This window comes from Bacillus sp. MYb209, assembly GCF_002975175.1.
GTDB lineage: Bacteria > Bacillota > Bacilli > Bacillales > Bacillaceae_G > Bacillus_A.
Genome location: NZ_PCNZ01000001.1, coordinates 219,649 through 240,136, shown reverse-complemented (window position 1 = coordinate 240,136; position 20,488 = coordinate 219,649). Strand labels below are relative to the sequence as shown.

The following is a 20,488-nucleotide window of genomic DNA, read 5'->3' as shown; positions in this document are numbered from 1 at the left end:
CATTCTCTCCCCCAAAAGTCGAAAAAAGAGCCTTAGTGATGACTCTATCACGAAAAATAAACCGTGTCTAGTACGCGGATATAATCAATCCGAGGGTGATAACCGCATGATAATAAAGCCCCATGCTCTTCTATTTCTTGTTTTGTAATCGATTTACGTCCACCAGTATTTTGACGATTCCAAAATGCAATAATATGTTTTGCATCTAATAAATAAAATTCATCAAAAAGTGTAAATTTAATAATAACAAATGCAATTCCATTATGAGCGACTACTTGCTTCATATGTTCAATTTGATGAAGGTGGAAGTTTTGAAGTGGAAAACTGGTTTTATTTTTAGTTTCTTTCGCTTCAAAATCGATGTATTTCCCTTTGTATACACCGTTGTAATCTGTTGTAGAAGGTTGTTTGAAATACGCTTCTTTTACCACTGCAGCACTTCGAGCGGGGTAATCTACTTTTACAATTTGAAGAGGTGTAGGTTTTTTATGTACGCATGCAATATTATGGGTTAAGTAATATTGATTGGTGTCATTCAATTCCTCTTCAAGGGACATACCTCTATTACTGTAAGTATGTTTTTTTATTGGTGTTTTATGAGGTTGTGAAGCTTGATCGTACCTTTTTCCATTTGGGTAACGAATGGTCATATTTTGTCCACTCCCAACTTGATAAGAATTACTTACAAAGGTGATTATATCAAAAAATGAAAAAAGATGTGACCTTTTTCAAGAAAGGTATGGTGACTTACTCATGTTTCGATGGAATGATTACGAAAAAATTAAACAGAACCGTAATGATATTTTTTGTACAGAAGAGGAAAAAGCTATAGTTCTTAATATTAAGGAGAGAACGGATGTAGCTAACGTAGATAATATTTCACGTACACAATCTTACCAAGAATATTATTTGAGAAATAGAGAAATTAGGTGGTCTTTTTTAGCAAGTATGGTTTCAAGGAATGGGGGATGGAACATGACAGATTTAGAAGGAGAATATTATTCTAATCTTCTATCTCAAACAGTTAAGAGACGATTATTTCTTTTGTATGAGAAAGCCAATTGGCTCATTTTTTTAGATGCATTTCCTCAACTATTACTGTATGAGGAAAGTAAAAAGAGATGTGCGCCGCTCTTTCATTTGTTACAATTTTTCAACATATCAATTTTTATGGAAAAAGAATGGGTCGCATTTTGGAAGAAAAAGGATATAAATAGACTTATGACGGCGCTTATTATTAATGAACAAAATAAAATTCAAAAACCAGTAATCGAGAATGCATACTTTCAAAAACATGTATTTGATACTGCACTATTCAAATTTCAAGAAATATTTCACGTTAGTGCAGTTATTTTTCCAATGGTGGAAGGGGGAATGTATGGATTTTCAGTTTATCAATTTGAAACGTTGCAAAAACGTATAGAACTGGGGAAGCAATTAGCTTGGTTATTATTTCATTCAAAGTATAAGGCTTCTTTTTATAAATTTGCAGTGCAAACTAGACATACAGGATCAAGGATGGATTATGAATGTAATATAAGGGGAATTAGAAAATCATGTACGCCGGCTCTTCGGGATGTGTATTCTATTGTCACTCATGAAAAATTAATTGAAAAAGATTGGTTTAGTGAAGGGTTGGAAATAGATTCATTATTTTTACTTAAAAAACCTAAGGGGGAAATTAATATAACAGAATGGTATAGAAAGAAGAGGGAGCAAATACATACTCTTTCTATATTAAGTAGTTTTGTTAAAAGAATAGATGAGTTCATGATATAATAAAGAAGTCCCGCCCTCTTAAATGAAGGCGGGACTTCTTTATTAAAAGTAATATGCTCTACAACAAATTACTTTCTAATCGGCTATTTGCCGGCAGTACGACTTTAACTTCAACACTTATCGAAAGCGAAGAGGTAAGGTTAGACTAGAAAATAGTTGTTTGTAAAAGCCACTTTGATTAAAGTGTCATTTTATGTAGCGGGGAAATTTGGACCGTCAAGCTTTGGATTACCAGTCTCAGGTTTGTTTTGTTGTTTGTTTTGCTTTTTCTTTTTTTCGTTTTTATTTTTTGCCATCGTAATACACCTCCTTTTTGTATTGTTACCATTTCTAAAAATGGCATACTAAATGATTTCTTTGACGAATATCAACTAGTTTTGTCATGTGAGAAGGAGTAATCAATCAATCGGCGAAATTACATGACAAAGGAAAGGCAAAGAAGGGGGCGTTTTAAATATGGCGATGGTTCAGAAGGAAGATGTTATGAAAAAAATGGATCAAATGTTAAGTTCTCTCGATTTGCTGGAAATGAATATTGGGATTAGAATGAATCATGCATTGAAGGATAAAGGTGAAAAAATATGCAATAAGATAGAAATAACAGAAATGCATATCGAGCATATGGAAAATAAATTAGTGCATCACGAAGAAAAAGGGAGCTGGGTAAAGACATTTCAAAACGTCGTAGTGAGTGCATAATAAGGTGGGAACAAAATGGGATATGAAGCATTAATCCAGTCCTCGGAGAAGTTAATGCAGTATAATGATGAAGCGAATGTGAAAAAAAGAGAAATGGCTGAATATGATTTTTATAAGGATATGAAGCCATTTGTTGATATTGTAGATGCGGAGTTAGAGATGTGGAAAGAATTAGCTTATAGGTGGATAAAGGAAGAACGACCTAAGTATATACATGTACAACAAATTGATCAAGTGTATGATAATTTACAAACTAATGTGCTACAATGTTTTGTTAATAAGGGAAAAGGTAAACGTTTCTTTGAAACTTATCAAGCTATTTCGTATACTTTGCAAAATATCGTAGATCAATGTAAGTAACAAGAGGGAAAACCCTCTTGTTTTTTTATGCTTCTGTCACTGTTGTAGGTTTTGTTGCACCGTTTATTTCTAATTCACGTATTAATGTTCGGTAATCTGATATGCATATTTTTCCTTCAAGATAACAATGTCTTGCAAAGTCTAACAGTTCATTCAAATTTTCTGTGTAATACCCCTTTTTTTGAGAAAACGCTTGTTTTAAATCCCCTAATACCATGTTGATTCCTCCCCAATGAGAATCTTCTTCCTTATTATCATAGCATGGAAGGGTTTACTTTCTAATTTTTTTAAAAATTTAAACTTCCGACAAAAACAGACAGATACTCCTTCACACATTTTATTTTATAGGTACATATTCTATATGTAGAAACTTATGCGAAGGAGGAGAGAATGCATGTTTCAACAACCTAATGTATATCAGCAAGCAAATCCATATGCACAGCAAAATATGTACCAATATAATGAGGATACATATTTACGATATAATATGTATCCTTTCGAGCCTCATTATGGAAACCAAAATTATTATCAACCATTTGAAGTGTCGTTTGGGAATCAACCGCAACAAGCGCACATGAATCAACCGCAGCAACCGCACATGAATCAGTCGCAACAAGCGTATACGAATCAACCACAGCAACCGCACATGAATCAGTCGCAACAAGCGTATACGAATCAACCACAGCAACCGCACATGGATCAGTCGCAACAACCACATATGAATCAACCGCATATGAGTCAGCCGCAGCAAATGTATACGAATCAACCACAGCAAGCGTATATGAATTCACAAAACTACATGTCGCCAGCTCAATATGTAAATCAACAAGCTATGTTTTATCCACCAAAACAACCATATCCAACGATGAATAAACAAAAGCAACAGCAACAGCAACCAAGTCAGTTTTCTAGTTTTGTTTCACAATTTAAATCATCAGATGGTAACTACGATGTAAATAAAATGATGAACACAGCTGGACAAATGATGAACGCGATGAATCAAGTAACAGGGATTGTTAAGCAAGTCGGGGGCTTTTTTGGTAAATAATATTAGGGGGTTGTCTATAATAGGTATTACGTATGAAATTGGATACTAGACAAATTTCCATGAAATAAATGGGTATATATAACAAGCGGCTTTACCACCTCGCTCATATTGTAAAGTGTAGTCAGATTTTTTTAATGAGAGAGGAGAGAAAAAACTATGCATCATTGTCATCCTTGCTTTGGAGGGCATAAGCCTGTAGGAACTATTTGTACGACAGCTCCTGTCATTCATCCAACGAAACAGTGCGTAACACATTCTTTTTCAACAACGGTGGTGCCACACATTTTTCCAACTCATACAACGCATGTTCATCATCAACAAATTAAAAATCAAAGCTTCTTCCCACAAACAAACTCGAACGTAAACGTTGTAGATCCTGGTGATCCAGGATTTGTTGGTGGATTTGGCGGCGGATCTGTTGGTGGATTTGGCGGCGGATCTGTTGGTGGATTTGGCGGTGGATGTGGACCATGTGGTCATGGTCATCACCACGGTCATCAAATATCACCATTTGGACCAGGACCGAATGTGTCACCATTTGGACCAAATATGGGACCGAATATATCACCATTTGGACCAAATATGGGACCGAATATATCACCATTTGGACCAAATATGGGACCGAATATATCACCATTTGGACCAAATATGGGACCGAATATATCACCATTTGGACCAAATATGGGACCAAACATTGGTGGAATGTTTAAAAAGTAAATGATATGTTAGAACTAGCAAAATGCTAGTTCTTTTTTTATAATTGGAGTGTTGATATGAAAGTTGTTGCTGTAACAGGATATAAGCCATTTGAACTTGGAATATTTAAAAATGATCATCCAGGAGTAGATTGTATAAAAAAGGCGTTGCATCGCAAATTAACTGCTTTTGTAGAAGAAGGTTTGGAATGGGTTATTATAAGTGGTCAATTAGGAGTAGAGCTATGGGCTGCTGAAGTTGTTTTTGAGATTCAAGTAGAATATCCAAATTTAAAATTAGCGATATTTACTCCTTTTTTAGAACAAGAGGAAAATTGGAAGGAAGATAATCGTGAATATTACGAATTTATTCTTTCACAAGCAGATCATATTGATAGTATTACGAAACGGAAGTACGAAAGCCCAGAGCAATTTAAATTAAAGAATCAATTTTTTATTGAAAAAAGCGATGCACTTTTAGCTGTATATGATGAAGAAAAGCCTGGGAGCCCTAAATATATTGTAGAAGCAGCTAAGAAAAAAGGAGAAATAGAAAATTATCACAGTTATTTCATTCTTTTTTCTGATTTACAAGATATAATGGAAGAGGAACAGTGGAATAATGCAGAGTGATATGTAATATAGTGCTCGTATATTTGATTGACAAAAGGCATTGTTTCTGAAAAAATTTAGTTAATGAAAGTTTTGGCAAAAATTTGAGGTGAAGAAAATGATTTCGGATAAAATTAAATTAACGGCGAAAGATATTTTAGAAAAAGAGTTTAAAACAGGTATGAGAGGTTATCAACAAGAAGAAGTAGATAAGTTTCTTGATATGATTATTAAAGATTATGAAGCTTTTCATAAGGAATTTGATCAATTAAAACAACAAAATGCTCGTTTGAAACGTGAATTAGAAGAACAAAAAGTAGTGGCAACACAAGTTCCGCAACAACCGGTACAAACACCAGTTGCACAACCTGTATATAACAATACGAATACGGATATTTTAAAACGTCTATCTAATTTAGAAAAAGCTGTATTTGGAAGTAAGTTATACGAATAATGTAAGGTGGTAAAAAGGTTAAAGCATTTACATAGAAAAAAACATTGCAAAATCTTTTTGTTTCCACTATACTAATGTTTGTCATAACGTTTGGGTAATCGCTGCAACGCCAACGTTGTAGAGGAAAGTCCATGCTCGCACAGCCTGAGATGGTTGTAGTGTTCGTGCCTAGCCAAGTCATAAGCTAGGGTATTCTGGCTGTAAGGCTGGTTTAACGGCAGGGAAAAAACCTAAGTCCTTTCGGATATGGTTTGACTACCTTTAAAGTGCCACAGTGACGAAGTCCTTGAAGAAATGATAGGAGTGGAACGAGGTAAACCCCACGAGCGAGAAACCCAAATAATGGTAGGGGAATCTTTTCCAAGGAAATGAACGATGGGAAAGGACAGGTTTTCATAACCTGTAGATAGATGATTACCACCGGAGTACGAGGCGTGGGCCGTTTGCAGTACAAAGGAACAGAACATGGCTTACAGAACGTTATGAACCAACTATGAAATAACTCAGCTCTCCTTTGTTAGAGGAGGGCTTTTTATTTGTATGAAGTTATAAATTTTGAGTTAAAATGGTAAATGAGAATATTCTTCATAATATGTAATAATTAATAGGACAACATGTTATTAATTATTGTTTGATTATACATAAGAGGTGAATGCAAATGGGAAAAGTTACTTTAATTGCAACAGCGGCAATGGGTATTGAGGCGTTAGTTGCCCGAGAAGTTCGCGATCTTGGTTATGAATGTGAAGTGGAAAACGGAAAGGTAACGTTTGAAGCGGATGAAAAAGCGATTTGTCGTACGAATTTATGGTTACGTACTGCAGATCGTGTGAAAATTAAAGTCGGCGAATTTAAAGCAACAACATTCGATGAGTTATTTGAAAAAACAAAAGCGTTAAACTGGGGAGATTATATTCCAGAGAACGGAGAATTCCCTGTTATTGGGAAATCTTTGAAATCAACATTATTTAGCGTTTCAGACTGCCAACGTATTGTTAAAAAGGCTGTTGTTGAGAAATTAAAAACAACGTATAGACGCACAACTTGGTTTGAAGAAGATGGTCCGTTATTCCGTATTGAAATTGCAATGTTGAAAGATATTGCAACGTTAACAATCGATGCGAGTGGTGTAGGTCTTCATAAACGTGGATACCGTCTCGAGCAAGGTGAAGCACCTTTAAAAGAAACATTAGCTGCGTCTTTAATTAAGTTAACAAACTGGAAGCCGGATCTTCCTTTTGTTGATCCTTTCTGTGGATCAGGTACAATTCCAATTGAAGCTGCATTAATTGGACAAAATATCGCACCAGGATTTAACCGAGGCTTTGCATCGGATGAATGGGGCTGGATTGGTAAACAAAATTGGCGCGAAGCTCGTCAAGAAGCTGAAGATTTAGCAAATTATAATCAACCACTGCAAATCATTGGATCAGATATCGATCACCGTATGATAAGAGTTGCCCAAGATAACGCAGAAGAAGTTGGATTAGGGGATCTTATATCATTTAAACAAATGCAAGTAAAAGATTTCACGACAAAAGAGGAATATGGCTATGTTGTAACGAATCCTCCATACGGAGAACGTTTAAGTGAAAGAGCGCTTGTTGAAAAATTATATAAAGAAACGGGAGAGGTATTCCGCCCGTTAGATACATGGTCAATGTATTTATTAACAAGTTATGAAGCATTTGAGAAGTGTTACGGAAAAGATGCATCGAAGAAGCGTAAGTTGTTTAACGGCTTTATCCGTACAGATTACTACCAATACTTTGGAAAACGTCCACCGCGTAACTCATAGTATAAAACTCCTCCAGCGCGCATATACTGGCTATTATGTAATGCGTAAAAGGAGGAAGCGAAATGGATGGTTTCCAATTATCAATGATTCAAAAGGCTATTCACCGTACGTATGATGAGCTCGGAAAAGAAGTGGATAGTCAAGGTGCGATTGTAGATGAAATACAAAAAGCGCAGGAAGAATATTTGTCAGCTCTTTCGCATGAAACAGCGATTGATAAACGTTATTTAAGGTCATTAATATAGAAAAAAATTTTCCTTTTTCGAAAGGGAATTTTTTTTTCGTGTATTTCTATGTATTGCAACAGGGGAAAGCAACTGCATACATGTGAGTAGCAGTTGCTATATCTTTTTATAGAAAAACTGTTTGGTTGGAGGCTAAGGATGTTTACTGAGAATAGGTTACCATTTGAAGTAGGAAAACAAGATAATTTTTATGATAAGTTGAATGAGTGGATTGGAGATGTGTTTTACGACATCCTTCCAGAAAAAGGCTTTGAAGAGCGTGATGAACAGATTTTTATGGCGTTTCAGTTAGAGCGCGCTTTCCAAGAGAAGAAAGTTATGTTTGCAGAAGCAGGTGTAGGAACAGGGAAAACAATTGTATATCTTCTATATGCAATTTGTTATGCACGTTATACAGGGAAGCCAGCTATTATCGCTTGTGCAGATGAAACGTTAATTGAGCAGCTTGTGAAAGAAGAAGGAGACATTGCTAAGTTATCTGAAGCATTAGGGCTATCTGTTGATGTTAGACTTGCGAAATCAATGGATAATTATTTATGTTTGCGTAAACTTGAAGATGTTATGAGTGGACGAGCTCCAGAAGTAATTGAAGATGTATATTACGAATTACCTCAGTTCGTATTCGATCATGGTACGATGCAGAACTTTACTCACTACGGTGATCGAAAAGAATTTCCACTGTTAAATGACGAGGAATGGTCAAAGGTAAACTGGGATTACTTCCAAGATTGCTTCACTTGTGATTCTCGTCATCGTTGTGGTCAAACACTTTCTCGTGAACATTATCGTAAAGCTGCAGATTTAATTATTTGTTCTCAAGACTTCTATATGGATCATATTTGGACATATGATGCACGTAAACGTGAAGGGCAAATTCCATTGTTACCTGAAAGTAGCTGTGTTGTATTTGATGAAGGGCATCTTGTAGAGTATGCAGCGCAAAAAGCTTTAACATATCGTTTAAAGCAAACGATGATGGAACAACTTTTAACGAGATTGTTACAAAATGATATCCGTGAAGAGTTTGCACATTTAGTAGAAGAAACAATTTGGCAAACTGAACGATTCTTTGAGGTACTACAAGAGAATAAAAAGGAAATTGAAGGTTCCGATCGTTTAGAAATTAAAGTTACGGAAAAAGTAACTGCTGAGGCAGAACGACTTTATGCAAAAATTGGTGAAGTTGGTGACGCATTAGTATTTGAAAGCGAAATGTATACAGTAAACACATACGATTTAAATATCGTTGATGAGCATTTAGATGTGTTAGAGCATTCACTTCGTCTTTTCATGCACGAGAAAAATGTAATTACGTGGGGTGAAGAAGGTGATGGTGCCTTCACGTTAGTTATTATGCCGCGTGCAGTTGAAGAAGTGTTACAAGAAAAAGTATTCTCGAAGAAGATTCCGTATATTTTCTCTTCTGCGACATTATCTGACAATGATTCGTTCGCATTTACTGCAAATAGTCTAGGGGTAAAAGATTACTTATCATTCTCAGTTGCTTCGCCGTTTGATTATGAAGAGCAAATGACAGTAAACTTACTTCCGTATACGAAAGAAAATGAATGGGAAAGAAAGTGTCAATATACACTTGAAAATATACAAAAAACAAATGGACGTACACTCGTATTATTCCGTACAACGCAAGAACTTGCAGCGTTTAAAGAATATGTAAGTAAAGAGCAAATGTCAGTGCCGTTCCTATATGAAGGAGATCAAGAAATTAGTCAGCTCGTTTCTCGTTTCCAAAATGAAGAAGAGACTGTACTTTGTGCCGTTCATTTATGGGAAGGTTTAGACATTCCAGGTTCATCATTATCACACGTTATTATTTGGTCATTACCATTCCCTCCAAACGATCCTGTGTTTGAGGCGAAGCGTAAACATGTGAATGATCCATTCTGGGACGTAGATGTGCCTTATATGATTTTACGTCTTCGCCAAGGAATTGGACGTTTAATTCGTACAAGTGAAGATAAAGGTGCTATATCATTATTCTTATCAGATAATGAAGATGAAAAAGTGATAGAAGCAGTGAAGAAAGTGCTTCCGGTAGAAGGAAAAGTACTTTAAACGAAAAGATGTTGTAGGGAAAAGTTTGGCACTTGCCAAGCTTTTTTTCTATTAGAAAAGGAATTTATGTTTTAATCTCGAAATAAGGTTGAGGTAGAAAAAGGAGGTTTTTTATACTATGACAGTTGCTACATATGAAGTAGAAAAACAATTTTTAGCATATGTGAAGAAGATAGAGAATTATGGAGAAGCATTAAGCTTAATGTTTTGGGATTTAAGAACAGGTGCACCAAAGCAAGGAGTAGACCAGCGTTCAGAAGTAATTGGAATGCTTTCATCCGAAGTGTTTGCGATGTCGACTTCAGATGAGATGGGGAACTATTTAACTGAACTAGAATCTTTAATTGTTGAAAATAAACTTTCTGAAACGACAAAGAAAATGGTTGAAGAGTGTCGTAAAGAATATGATAGAAATAAGAAAATTCCACAAGCGGAATATGAAGCGTATGTGAAATTAGAAGCGAAAGCGGAAAGTGTATGGGAAGAAGCACGCGAAAAATCTGACTTCGAAATGTTCCGTCCGTATTTAGAAAAAATTGTTGAATTCAAAAAGAAGTTTATTACATATTGGGGTTACGAAACGTACAAATATAACACGCTATTAGACATGTATGAGCCGGGAATCACAGTAGAAGTGTTAGATCATGTATTTGGTCAACTACGTGAACGTATCGTCCCGCTTGTGAAAGAAATTTCTGAGTCTAAAAAAGAATTAAAAACAAATGCTTTATCCGAACATTTTTCAAAAGAAAAACAAAAGAATTTTACTTTAGAGTTATTAAAACAATTGAACTATAACTTTGAAGCGGGTCGTCTTGATGAAACGGTACATCCTTTTGAAATTACATTAAATAGAGGGGATGTTCGTATTACGACTCGTTACGATGAGAAAGACTTCCGTATGGCTGTTTTCGGCACGATTCATGAATGTGGTCATGCTGTATATGAGCAAAATGTTGCAGAGGAACTAGAAGGAACACCGCTTTGCAGTGGAACATCAATGGGAATTCACGAGTCACAATCGTTATTCTTTGAAAACTTCATTGGCCGTAATAAGTCGTTTTGGAAGAAAAACTATGATTTGTTAAAGCGATATAGTGACGATCAATTTGATGGCGTATCAGTAGACGAGTTTTATGATGCGATTAATGAGTCAAAACCATCCTTTATCCGTATAGAAGCAGATGAACTTACATATCCGCTTCATGTTATGGTTCGCTATGAGCTGGAGAAAGAATTATTTGATGGCACATTGCAAGTAAAGGACTTACCAGCGGCATGGAATGATAAGATGGAAACTTATTTAGGTATTCGTCCAGAGAATGATGCACAAGGTGTATTACAAGACGTTCACTGGGCTGGTGGTTCATTTGGATATTTCCCATCTTATGCGCTTGGTTATATGTATGCAGCGCAATTTAAACATAGGATGCTAAAGGATATTCCGAACTTTGATGCATTATTAGAAGAAGGAAACGTGACACCAATTCGTGAATGGTTAACAGAGAATATTCACCAATATGGCAAAACGAAAAAACCACTTGAAATTTTAAAAGATGTGACAGGTGAAGGTTTAAATGCAAACTACTTAGCTGATTATTTGGAAGCTAAATATAAAGAGATTTATGAGTTATAAAACAGGAGCTGCTTAATTGCAGCTCTTTTTTATGAGGGAGTGAGAGAAATGGGCTATATGTTTATAGTAATGTCGCAAGCGGAAGCGGAAGAAATTGCATACAACTGGCATTATGAAGGGGAGTATTCTTTTTATGATATAGAGGCAGATCAAGAAGATTTAGTGGACTTTTTAAATGCTCATATGAGAGGAAATACTACATTTGTCGTGAAAGAAAACGATATTATAATTGGCTTCTTTAGTTTTTGTAAAATAAATAATCAAACGGTTGATATAGGACTTGGAATGAGACCTGATATAACAGGCAATGGATTAGGTTTACAGTTCGTAAAAGCTGGATTAGATTTTAGTAAAGAAAAATATAACTGTGACTATATAACATTATCGGTAGCGGCATTTAATGAAAGGGCAATCGAAGTATATAAAAAAGCAGGATTCGAAGCAGTTGGAACGTTTATTCAAAAAACGAATGGCAGTTGTTTTGAGTTTTTGAAAATGAACTATATATGTAAAAATGATTAAGAAACAGAAAGGGGCTTCTGTTTTTTTATTTTGATGTTGAAATAAATGATGTTTGTTTTTGTACTTGATGTAGTTAGAAGTTTTGAAATTTTGGAAGAGGATGTGTATGATTGAAGTTTAGTAGCAAATAGCAAGTTTAGTAAGGAGAGGTAGAGGTAGTATGATTACAATTAAAACGAAAAATGAAATAGATTTGATGCATGAATCGGGGAAGTTACTAGCTTCTTGTCATAGAGAAATCGCAAAAATGATGAAACCAGGTATCACTACACAAGAAATTGATACGTTTGTTGAAGCATATTTAGAAGAGCATGGTGCCAGGTCCGAACAGAAAGGGTATAACGATTATCCGTACGCAATATGTGCATCTGTGAACAATGAAATGTGTCATGGGTTTCCAACAGATGTTCCTTTAAGTGAAGGAGATATTGTGACAATTGACATGGTAGTAAACTTAAATGGTGCACTCTCGGATTCTGCATGGACGTATATAGTTGGAGATATTTCTGATGAAGCAAAAAGGTTATTGTTAGTAGCAGAGAGTGCTTTATATAAAGGGATTGAGCAAGCGATAAGTGGTAATCATGTTGGAGATATTGGATACGCAATTGAAAGTTATGTAGCTTCTGAAGGGTTTTCTGTTGCAAGAGACTTTACGGGACACGGAATTGGTAAAGAAATTCATGAGGAACCAGCAATTTTTCATTTTGGTAAGCCAAGGCAAGGGCCAGAATTACAAGAAGGAATGGTAATTACAATTGAACCTATTATAAATGCCGGTATGCGATATTCTAAAGTAGATTTAAACGGATGGACTGCAAGGACGATGGATGGGAAATTATCTGCACAATATGAGCATACAATTGCGATTACGAAGGATGGGCCTATCATATTAACGACGTTGTAATATGAAATGTAAGAGTTTGAAAAACTCGAACGAAAATGGTGTTTTCATAAAATTTGTACGTGTTTTTACGATAAATGCTTTTCAAAGTGAAAAAAGTGCGTTATAATCCTTCTATAAATAAATAAATAAGTTAGCTACACTCATATAATCGCGGGGATATGGCCTGCAAGTTTCTACCGAAGTACCGTAAATACTTTGACTATGAGTGAGGACGAATATATTTGCTTGTTTAGCATTCTTTTTTGCGAAACTCCAAAAGCACGTCTCTCACTTGTAACGAGTGGTGGCGGCTTTTGGAGTTTTTTATTTGCATAAGAGGAGGAACAAACATGAAAGTATTACAAGAAAAGATTTTGAACGAAGGAAAGGTTTTATCTGGTGATGTATTAAAGGTAGATGCATTTTTAAATCATCAAATTGATCCAGTACTTATGCAAGAAATCGGAAAAGAATTTGCTAAGCGTTTTAAAGAAGAGAACATTACAAAAATCGTGACGATTGAATCTTCAGGCATTGCGCCAGCAGTTATGGCTGCTTTAGAGCTTGGTGTAAAAGTAGTTTTTGCAAGAAAGCGTAAATCGTTAACGTTACAAGATAATATGTATGTTGCGAAAGTATACTCATTTACAAAACAAGAAACGAACGAGATCTCATTATCTCGAAATCATATTGATGAAAATGATCATGTACTAATTATTGATGACTTTTTAGCAAACGGTCAGGCTGCTTTAGGTTTAATGAGCTTAGTAGAGCAAGCCGGGGCAAGTATTGCTGGAATTGGCATTGTTATTGAAAAAGCATTTCAAGATGGAGGAAAGAAGCTGCGTGAACAGGGCGTTCGTGTTGAATCACTAGCAGAAATTGCATCACTTGATAACGGCACAGTTACATTTGTACAGCAAGAAACTGCGGAGGTGAACTAACAATGAAGCAGCACCCATTTAAAATCGCATCGCTCGGCATTCAGCACATGCTTGCAATGTACGCTGGCGCAATTATTGTTCCACTTATTGTCGGCGGGGGACTTGGTTTAAATCAACAAGAATTAACGTATTTAGTATCCATTGATTTATTAATGTGCGGCGTTGCAACGATTTTACAAGCATTATCAAATCGCTTTTTCGGTATTGGGCTTCCGGTTGTACTTGGTTGTACATTTACAGCGGTTGGACCGATGATTGCAATTGGTAAACAATACGGCGTGTCCTCTATATATGGAGCAATTATTGCTGCGGGATTATTTGTTGTTATTTTCGCGAAATTATTTGGGAAACTTGTAAAACTGTTTCCTCCTGTTGTAACAGGATCTGTCGTTACAGTAATTGGGGTTACACTTGTTCCAGCAGCAATTAATGATATGGCTGGGGGAGTAGGAAGTAAAGACTTTGGAAGTCTTGAAAACTTAGCATTAGCATTTGGTGTTTTATTATTTATCATTATTATGTATCGTTTCTTTGACGGATTTATCCGTTCAATCTCTATATTACTTGGTCTTTTGTTCGGTACAATCGTTGCAGCATTTATGGGGAAAGTAAGCTTGCAAGCGGTTGGAGAGGCAGACTGGTTCCACGGCATTCAGCCATTTTACTTCGGTACACCAACATTTGAATTAACGCCAATTATTACGATGATTCTCGTTGCTTGCGTAGGGATTGTGGAAGCAACAGGTGTATATTTTGCATTATCTGATATTTGCAATAAAAAGATCGGTGAAAAAGAATTAACAAAAGGCTATCGCGCAGAAGGGTTAGCAATGATTTTAGGCGGTATTTTTAACGCATTTCCATATACAACGTACTCTCAAAACGTAGGTCTTATTCAATTAACTGGAGTGAGAAATCGCGTTATTATTTATACTTGCGGTGGTATGTTAATCGCTCTTGGATTTATTCCTAAAATTGCAGCCATTACAACAATTATTCCGAAATCAGTACTTGGCGGTGCGATGTTAGCAATGTTCGGCATGGTAATGGCGTATGGCATTAAAATGTTAAGCAGTGTTGATTTTGGAAAACAAGAGAATTTATTAATCGTTGCATGTTCTGTCGGAATCGGACTTGGTGTTACAGTCGTTCCAACGTTATTCTCACAGCTTCCGGAAAACATTCGTATTTTAACAGATAACGGAATTGTACTTGGAAGTGCATCAGCCGTACTTTTAAATATTGTATTTAACATGGTGCCGCAGCGTAAAGTAAAAGAAGAGCCAGTTCCGATGCAAAGTGCAGTAAGAGAAGCATAAAAAAGCAAGGTCTCATTATGAGACCTTGCTTTTCTTTTTAAGTGGCATCATCTTACCGTACGTACCGAGGCGCCATATATATTCAAGTGGCCCGTATTGATAACGAGAAAGCCACCAGCGGCTAATGAAGATTTGTAACGTGTAGAAACCGATGCAAAATAGTGGCCCGACCCATAATGGAGCGGGATAATAATTTTTGAAAAATAGACCGAATACAAGTAACGTAACAATCGTATGCGTGATATAATTTGTTAACGCCATTCGTCCGACATATTGGAATGGGCGTAATAATTTTTGCCATCTTTCTTTTTGTAATAAGCGCATCAGTGTAAAAATGTAAAAGATGAATAATGTTTTTCCGCTTATCATCGTAATGCCCATAAGGGTAAATGGTGTATAAGGTTGGTTGTTAATAAAGAAGTGAATCATAATAAACCACATTGGCAATGTTAAAATGAAAATAATAATTTGCCATTTTTTTAGTTTTGGATCTAATTCTTTTGCACGACGGAAAATATCTTTTTTACCAGCGTATAATCCGAGTAAAAACAACCCTAGTGTTTCAGGAAGCATAATGAAACTGTTTCCTATTGCTTCCGAATAGAATGAATGGAATCTGTCTTCGATTTGTAAGCCCCAGTTTTCTAACGGTATAATTGCTGAGGAAAGGTCTAATTCATTTAACGGCACTAGTGCCATTAGAAGAGAACCTAATAATGTGAACAATTGCATGAAACTTAATAGTACAATTGACCATATTAAAATAGTACGTGGCTCTCTCTTGTAAAATAGAAATAAGAAAAACCCAGTGATTGCATAAGTATGTAAGATGTCTCCATCCCATAAAAGAACGTAATGCAAGAAACCAAATAATAATAAAATGAGAAGACGGCGAACAAACAAAGTTTTTGGACGATCTGTTTTCGCCTCAGCACGATTCATAAAGATATAAAAACCTAATCCGAATAAAAACGAAAAAATAGTATAAAATTTCGTTTGAATAAACATATCGTAAAATAGGCGGATGTAGCTGTCTACTCCTTCGTAAATCCCTGAAATTTCACTTGAGTCAACTCCGGCAATAACTGGCCAGTTAACAAGAAAAATACCAAGTACAGCTATTCCTCTAATAATATCGATAGAGTGTATCCTCTCGCCTTGCGTGAGATTTTGTGTCATTATTTTCCTCCTTGTTAAGTAATTCCCTTTTATTATACAAAATGTAAAGGGGAGGGTATATAGGTTATTTCCAATTTTTAAAACTGTTAAGATGTGTATTATGAGATATAATAAGAGTGCACAGCAAGTTTTAAACTTCTTTAAAACAGGCAGTAAAGCTCCTTTTCCCGAAGGAGCTTTCTTTTTTAGAAAATTGTTGATAATGATTCTCTTTAATGATAAAATGTATTCAAAAGTGATAATCATTATCAAAAAAGGTTGGTGTGTTAATATGGTGTATGCACTTGTTGCAGGAACGATTGCTATATATGTTGGTGTTACAAAGTATGTATTAAATGGAGTAGGAACAACAAAATGAATAATATTACATAAAATCCCTTTCATTTGTAAAAAGAATGAAAGGGATTTTTTATTTTTGATGTGAATATGCTGAAAATTTAGTATGATAATAAAGTGAAACTTTAATCAGCGGGGAGGTCTATCCCTCACTGATTATTAGCCCGCACGAAACGGGTTTTTACTGCCCAAAAATAGCGGGATAAAGTATATACATCTTGGATAAAGGGGAACAAGGGGATGACAAACATAGTACAGACAAACGGTATGAAAAAACTTGTTTGTTTTTATGAAGAGTGGCAAAAAAACGGCGATGTAGAGAATAGTTTGAAGTTGTTTGAAGTGATTCAAAAATATAAACAAGAGCAGCTTATGCTAGCTTTTTGTGGTCATTTTTCTGCGGGGAAATCGACAATGATGAATCACCTATATAAAGCGCAATTATTACCGACAAGTCCGATTCCAACGAGTGCTAACGTCGTTAAAATTGAAAGAGGATCTGATCGCGTTGTTGTAACGATTAAGTCTGGAGAACAGTATGAATATGACGGCGCATATTCAGCAGAAGAATTAAAACAAATATGTAAAGACGGTGATGAAGTAATTGGTGTTCATATTTATCGAAATGATGCGCCAATTCCTGATGGGGTTATGTTAGTTGATACGCCCGGAATTGATTCTACGGATGATGCCCACCAATTAGCGACAGAATCAACACTGCATCTAGCAGATGTTATTTTCTATATGATGGATTATAACCATGTCCAATCAGAGGTTAACTTACAATTTGTTAAAGAATTGAAACAACGTAATAAAACGGTTTATCTTGTTGTAAACCAAATAGATAAACATAAAGAAAATGAACTATCGTTTGAAGAGTATAGAGATAGTGTAAAACAGTCTTTTTCTAACTGGGATATAGAAGTAGATGGTATTTTTTATACATCGTTACGAATGATGAATCATCCGTACAATGAAATTCAAAGATTAGAAGTATTAATTTCTTCAATTATGAAAGAAAAAGAGCAGTATGTAAGAAATGGAATGGAGCGAGAAACAGAATATTTACTGCAAGAACATTGCTCGTTCATACTTTCTGAAAATGAAAAATATCTCATGAAATATGAAGAAGAATTGACATCACTGCTTTCCCTTTCAGAGATAGTCGAAAAGAAAGAAGAGTTAACTGAAAATAAAAATCGCGCGGCTAGTAAAGAATCCGATGTGAGAAATGAGTTTATAAAAGGTTTACAAGCTATATTAGATAACGCGTATTTAATGCCATTTGAAATGAGAGCATTGGCAAACGGGTATTTAGAAACGAAATTAACGAAGTTTAAAGTTGGTTTGTTATTTGCGAAAGGAAAGACAGAGCAAGAAAAGCAAAGACGTGTAGATGCTTTTTATTCTGCTCTTCAAAAGACTGTTGAAACGCAACTTGATTTTCATGTGAAAGAATTTATTGTAGCCTTCTTAAAAGAAGAAGGGTTATTTACAGAAGAAATAGGGAAAGACATATATGCGTTAGAGATTGCTTTCGGACCGGAAGTGTTGGCTGAAACAATTAAACAAGGGGCTGGATTTACTGGTGATTACTTACTTCTGTATACTGCTGACGTTGCAAATGAGTTGAAGAAAAGATACTTTATGAAATCTCAGCAAATTTTTGAAAAAAGTACGGATGCATTGCAGAAAAAAGTGAAGATAGAAGTTGCCCGTATTGAAGAGGAAATTGAAAAATATACGATGTTACAAACAGCGAAAGAAACGAAATTACAATACATTAAGACGTATGAGGAATATGAGGGCTATTTACAAGATGTTTGGTATGATCGTGTTTCTACGCCAGATGGATTGCGAATAGACGAAATATTACAAAGTGAAAAACAAGTTGTTAGTGAGAAGTTTACACTACAAGAGCAAGAAATTGTAAATGATAACGTAGCGGCTAGTGAAGAAGAGATTAAAGGAACGAAAGCTTTAAATATTCAGCGTATATTAGAAAAAGTGAAGAAAGCTGAAACGATATTAGATCCATTGCCTACACTTAAACATTTACAGCAAGAAGTAGTTAGTAAAAGAAAGCGCGTGGAAACGAAGCAATTTACAGTAGCATTATTTGGAGCTTTTAGTGCAGGTAAATCATCATTTGCCAATGCATTACTTGGTGAAAAGGTACTTCCTGTATCACCAAATCCAACGACAGCAACAATAAATCAAATTTTGCCAGTTACAGAAGACAAACCACATGGAACGGTAATTGTGCAGTTTAAGTCAGAGCAAGCACTATTTGAAGATATGAAAGCCGTTTATAAAATGTTTCACTATGAAATTGCTACGTTGGAAGAAGCGCTAACACAAATTGATAAAATTATGAAATATCCTTCACCAAGCGGGAAGCAAAAAACAACATTTAGCTTTTTACGAGCGGTACAAAAAGGGTATGGGGCAGTTGCTGCTCATTTAGGTGAACAAGTACAAGTTACGTTAGAGGAGTTCTCTGATTATGTAGCAAATGAAGAAAAATCATGTTTTGTTGAGTATATGGAGCTTTATTATGATTGTGCTTTAACAAGGCAAGGGGTAGCTCTTGTGGATACACCAGGGGCTGATTCTATTAATGCTCGTCACACTGATGTTGCATTCCAATATATAAAGAATGCGGATGCTATTTTATTCGTAACATACTATAACCATGTTTTCTCTCGTGCAGATCGTGAATTTTTAATTCAGCTCGGTCGTGTAAAAGATACGTTTGCGCTTGATAAAATGTTCTTCTTAATTAATGCAGCCGATTTAGCTCAATCTGAAGAAGAGCTTGAAATGGTAAAAGGTTATATTGCGGATCAGCTTTTACAATATGGTATTAGAAATCCACGCTTATTTGCAATTTCAAGTTTATGTGCACTCGAAGAAAAACAAGGGAAAAGTATTGATAAAGAAAAGTATGGTATTTTACAAAACTCTGGGATTGCTAAGTTTGAAGAATCATTTACGTCCTTTATGATGAGGGATTTAATGCTTGTATCTGTGCATGCTTTATATGGTGCATTGCAAGGAGCGAATCAGCTTCTTGTAAATATGATAAATGGCGCGAAGCAGGGAAATGATGAGAAAGAGAAGCAAACAAAAAAATATGAAGCAGAGCGTGATCAGCTACTTCATATTATTTCATCATATAGTGTGCTTGCTGAAGAGCAAGCAATGCAAAATGAAGTGAAAGAATTGCTTTATTATGTACACCAACGTCTATTTTTACGCTATAACGATGTGTTTACTGAATTTATTAATCCGGCTTCGTTACGAACAGATGGAAATGTGAAAATGCAGTTGCAACAATGTGTAATGGAATTAGTTTCATTTATTCAACATGATTTATTACAAGAAATGCGTGCGACATCATTACGTCTTGAAAAATGGATAGATGAAGCGATGAAGTGTGCAAAGGATGAAATTGTTGTGAATTGCAAAGTGGAAAATGAATCGATTTCTATGGGTGGAACAGTGGATTATGAATATAAAGTTATTACACATAAAGAGCCGTTTCCTTCAATAGAAATAAAAGATTTTAAAAAGGCACTAGCACATTTTAAAAATGAGAAAAGCTTTTTTGAAAAAAATGATAAAGCTTTTATGCAAGAAGACGCTAAAGGAGTGTTAGAACCTTTCGTATCAAACTATGTAGTTGATGAAGAAGATTTATTCGTTCATCATTATAAGCAAGAGTGGGATGCAAAATGGAACCTATTCCAAAAAGTGATGCAGCAAGATGTTGAGAATTATTATGAAAGTATATTATTCGCTTTAGCTGAAACAATTGATGTATCACTATACGAACAAAGTAAAGAAGAGCTACAAAAGCAGTTAGTAGAAATTGAAAAAGAAATTTATATTAAATAG

Annotated in this window: 21 protein-coding genes, 1 other RNA gene and 1 riboswitch; of the genes, 18 read left to right on the top strand and 4 right to left on the bottom strand. The window is 35.3% G+C overall.

The genetic code is table 11. The features are described 5' to 3' along the window. Positions 1-47: 47 nt before the first annotated feature. Positions 48-650: a Holliday junction resolvase RecU gene (recU, locus tag CQZ94_RS01330; RefSeq protein WP_105583987.1), complete on the bottom strand. Its 603-nt coding sequence runs from the start codon at positions 648-650 to the stop codon at positions 48-50. Between the two features lie 103 nt (positions 651-753). Here recU and CQZ94_RS01325 point away from each other — a divergent pair, with 103 nt between their 5' ends. Beyond that, on the top strand, positions 754-1,779 hold the full coding sequence (locus tag CQZ94_RS01325; RefSeq protein WP_105583986.1) for a DUF2515 domain-containing protein: 1,026 nt from the start codon (positions 754-756) through the stop codon (positions 1,777-1,779). Positions 1,780-1,970: 191 nt separating this feature from the next. Here CQZ94_RS01325 and CQZ94_RS32210 read toward each other — a convergent pair whose 3' ends face one another. Continuing rightward, the gene (locus CQZ94_RS32210; protein ID WP_306475192.1) at positions 1,971-2,117 is read right to left on the bottom strand and encodes a phage portal protein; all 147 of its coding nucleotides are present in this window, start codon (positions 2,115-2,117) and stop codon (positions 1,971-1,973) included. A gap of 118 nt (positions 2,118-2,235) precedes the next feature. Between CQZ94_RS32210 and CQZ94_RS01320 the strand changes: the two genes are divergently transcribed. Both CQZ94_RS01320 and CQZ94_RS01315 read left to right on the top strand, forming a co-directional pair. Further along, positions 2,236-2,478: a hypothetical protein gene (locus tag CQZ94_RS01320; RefSeq protein ID WP_002117753.1), complete on the top strand. Its 243-nt coding sequence runs from the start codon at positions 2,236-2,238 to the stop codon at positions 2,476-2,478. A gap of 15 nt (positions 2,479-2,493) precedes the next feature. Continuing rightward, on the top strand, positions 2,494-2,838 hold the full coding sequence (locus tag CQZ94_RS01315; protein ID WP_002149288.1) for a YppE family protein: 345 nt from the start codon (positions 2,494-2,496) through the stop codon (positions 2,836-2,838). Between the two features lie 25 nt (positions 2,839-2,863). On the opposite strand, the gene CQZ94_RS01310 is transcribed toward CQZ94_RS01315, so the two are convergent. Then, positions 2,864-3,055, bottom strand: a complete 192-nt coding sequence (locus tag CQZ94_RS01310; RefSeq protein ID WP_105583985.1) for a YppF family protein — start codon at positions 3,053-3,055, stop codon at positions 2,864-2,866. A gap of 177 nt (positions 3,056-3,232) precedes the next feature. On the opposite strand from CQZ94_RS01310, the gene CQZ94_RS01305 reads away from it, so the two are divergent. The 13 genes from CQZ94_RS01305 (at position 3,233) to pbuX (ending at position 15,073) form a co-directional block, all read left to right on the top strand. Then, a complete protein-coding gene (locus CQZ94_RS01305) occupies positions 3,233-3,886 on the top strand; it encodes a YppG family protein (RefSeq protein WP_105583984.1) in 654 nt (217 codons plus the stop codon). 156 nt (positions 3,887-4,042) lie between these two features. Further along, the gene (locus tag CQZ94_RS01300; protein WP_105583983.1) at positions 4,043-4,603 is read left to right on the top strand and encodes a CotD family spore coat protein; all 561 of its coding nucleotides are present in this window, start codon (positions 4,043-4,045) and stop codon (positions 4,601-4,603) included. Positions 4,604-4,659: 56 nt separating this feature from the next. Beyond that, on the top strand, positions 4,660-5,214 hold the full coding sequence (locus CQZ94_RS01295) for an SLOG family protein (RefSeq protein ID WP_105583982.1): 555 nt from the start codon (positions 4,660-4,662) through the stop codon (positions 5,212-5,214). A gap of 97 nt (positions 5,215-5,311) precedes the next feature. Then, positions 5,312-5,647 (top strand): cell division regulator GpsB, encoded by a 336-nt coding sequence (gene gpsB, locus CQZ94_RS01290; protein ID WP_105583981.1) that lies wholly within the window; start codon positions 5,312-5,314, stop codon positions 5,645-5,647. A gap of 86 nt (positions 5,648-5,733) precedes the next feature. Then, an RNA gene (rnpB, locus tag CQZ94_RS01285) (RNase P RNA component class B) lies at positions 5,734-6,125 on the top strand. A gap of 180 nt (positions 6,126-6,305) precedes the next feature. Next, positions 6,306-7,445 (top strand): THUMP domain-containing class I SAM-dependent RNA methyltransferase, encoded by a 1,140-nt coding sequence (locus CQZ94_RS01280; protein ID WP_105583980.1) that lies wholly within the window; start codon positions 6,306-6,308, stop codon positions 7,443-7,445. 62 nt (positions 7,446-7,507) lie between these two features. After that, positions 7,508-7,690 (top strand): DUF3921 domain-containing protein, encoded by a 183-nt coding sequence (locus CQZ94_RS01275; protein ID WP_105583979.1) that lies wholly within the window; start codon positions 7,508-7,510, stop codon positions 7,688-7,690. Between the two features lie 138 nt (positions 7,691-7,828). Then, on the top strand, positions 7,829-9,766 hold the full coding sequence (locus tag CQZ94_RS01270) for an ATP-dependent DNA helicase (RefSeq protein WP_105583978.1): 1,938 nt from the start codon (positions 7,829-7,831) through the stop codon (positions 9,764-9,766). Between the two features lie 118 nt (positions 9,767-9,884). Further along, positions 9,885-11,402 carry a carboxypeptidase gene (gene ypwA / locus CQZ94_RS01265; protein WP_105583977.1) on the top strand — a complete coding sequence of 506 codons (1,518 nt, stop codon included), beginning with the start codon at positions 9,885-9,887 and terminating at the stop codon, positions 11,400-11,402. A 48-nt stretch (positions 11,403-11,450) separates the two neighbouring features. Continuing rightward, positions 11,451-11,924: a GNAT family N-acetyltransferase gene (locus CQZ94_RS01260; RefSeq protein ID WP_105583976.1), complete on the top strand. Its 474-nt coding sequence runs from the start codon at positions 11,451-11,453 to the stop codon at positions 11,922-11,924. Positions 11,925-12,084: 160 nt separating this feature from the next. Then, positions 12,085-12,831 carry a type I methionyl aminopeptidase gene (locus CQZ94_RS01255; RefSeq protein ID WP_105583975.1) on the top strand — a complete coding sequence of 249 codons (747 nt, stop codon included), beginning with the start codon at positions 12,085-12,087 and terminating at the stop codon, positions 12,829-12,831. A gap of 120 nt (positions 12,832-12,951) precedes the next feature. Then, a riboswitch (purine riboswitch) is annotated at positions 12,952-13,053 on the top strand. A 107-nt stretch (positions 13,054-13,160) separates the two neighbouring features. Beyond that, positions 13,161-13,754, top strand: a complete 594-nt coding sequence (locus CQZ94_RS01250; RefSeq protein WP_105583974.1) for a xanthine phosphoribosyltransferase — start codon at positions 13,161-13,163, stop codon at positions 13,752-13,754. Positions 13,755-13,756: 2 nt separating this feature from the next. Continuing rightward, the gene (pbuX, locus tag CQZ94_RS01245; protein WP_105583973.1) at positions 13,757-15,073 is read left to right on the top strand and encodes a xanthine permease PbuX; all 1,317 of its coding nucleotides are present in this window, start codon (positions 13,757-13,759) and stop codon (positions 15,071-15,073) included. A 15-nt stretch (positions 15,074-15,088) separates the two neighbouring features. Here pbuX and CQZ94_RS01240 read toward each other — a convergent pair whose 3' ends face one another. After that, positions 15,089-16,252 (bottom strand): DUF418 domain-containing protein, encoded by a 1,164-nt coding sequence (locus tag CQZ94_RS01240; protein ID WP_105583972.1) that lies wholly within the window; start codon positions 16,250-16,252, stop codon positions 15,089-15,091. 100 nt (positions 16,253-16,352) lie between these two features. Between CQZ94_RS01240 and CQZ94_RS01235 the strand changes: the two genes are divergently transcribed. Continuing rightward, positions 16,353-16,610 (top strand): hypothetical protein, encoded by a 258-nt coding sequence (locus CQZ94_RS01235; RefSeq protein ID WP_002149265.1) that lies wholly within the window; start codon positions 16,353-16,355, stop codon positions 16,608-16,610. Positions 16,611-16,828: 218 nt separating this feature from the next. Further along, complete coding sequence (locus CQZ94_RS01230; protein WP_105583970.1) at positions 16,829-20,488, top strand: dynamin family protein; 3,660 nt, start codon at positions 16,829-16,831, stop codon at positions 20,486-20,488.

Coding starts and splice junctions, on each gene's coding strand:
- recU (WP_105583987.1), bottom strand. CDS start 650: ATGACCATTCGTTACCCAAATGGAAAAAGGTACGATCAAGCTTCACAA.
- CQZ94_RS01325 (WP_105583986.1), top strand. CDS start 754: ATGTTTCGATGGAATGATTACGAAAAAATTAAACAGAACCGTAATGAT.
- CQZ94_RS01320 (WP_002117753.1), top strand. CDS start 2,236: ATGGCGATGGTTCAGAAGGAAGATGTTATGAAAAAAATGGATCAAATG.
- CQZ94_RS01315 (WP_002149288.1), top strand. CDS start 2,494: ATGGGATATGAAGCATTAATCCAGTCCTCGGAGAAGTTAATGCAGTAT.
- CQZ94_RS01310 (WP_105583985.1), bottom strand. CDS start 3,055: ATGGTATTAGGGGATTTAAAACAAGCGTTTTCTCAAAAAAAGGGGTAT.
- CQZ94_RS01305 (WP_105583984.1), top strand. CDS start 3,233: ATGTTTCAACAACCTAATGTATATCAGCAAGCAAATCCATATGCACAG.
- CQZ94_RS01300 (WP_105583983.1), top strand. CDS start 4,043: ATGCATCATTGTCATCCTTGCTTTGGAGGGCATAAGCCTGTAGGAACT.
- CQZ94_RS01295 (WP_105583982.1), top strand. CDS start 4,660: ATGAAAGTTGTTGCTGTAACAGGATATAAGCCATTTGAACTTGGAATA.
- gpsB (WP_105583981.1), top strand. CDS start 5,312: ATGATTTCGGATAAAATTAAATTAACGGCGAAAGATATTTTAGAAAAA.
- CQZ94_RS01280 (WP_105583980.1), top strand. CDS start 6,306: ATGGGAAAAGTTACTTTAATTGCAACAGCGGCAATGGGTATTGAGGCG.
- CQZ94_RS01275 (WP_105583979.1), top strand. CDS start 7,508: ATGGATGGTTTCCAATTATCAATGATTCAAAAGGCTATTCACCGTACG.
- CQZ94_RS01270 (WP_105583978.1), top strand. CDS start 7,829: ATGTTTACTGAGAATAGGTTACCATTTGAAGTAGGAAAACAAGATAAT.
- ypwA (WP_105583977.1), top strand. CDS start 9,885: ATGACAGTTGCTACATATGAAGTAGAAAAACAATTTTTAGCATATGTG.
- CQZ94_RS01260 (WP_105583976.1), top strand. CDS start 11,451: ATGGGCTATATGTTTATAGTAATGTCGCAAGCGGAAGCGGAAGAAATT.
- CQZ94_RS01255 (WP_105583975.1), top strand. CDS start 12,085: ATGATTACAATTAAAACGAAAAATGAAATAGATTTGATGCATGAATCG.
- CQZ94_RS01250 (WP_105583974.1), top strand. CDS start 13,161: ATGAAAGTATTACAAGAAAAGATTTTGAACGAAGGAAAGGTTTTATCT.
- pbuX (WP_105583973.1), top strand. CDS start 13,757: ATGAAGCAGCACCCATTTAAAATCGCATCGCTCGGCATTCAGCACATG.
- CQZ94_RS01240 (WP_105583972.1), bottom strand. CDS start 16,252: ATGACACAAAATCTCACGCAAGGCGAGAGGATACACTCTATCGATATT.
- CQZ94_RS01235 (WP_002149265.1), top strand. CDS start 16,353: ATGAGATATAATAAGAGTGCACAGCAAGTTTTAAACTTCTTTAAAACA.
- CQZ94_RS01230 (WP_105583970.1), top strand. CDS start 16,829: ATGACAAACATAGTACAGACAAACGGTATGAAAAAACTTGTTTGTTTT.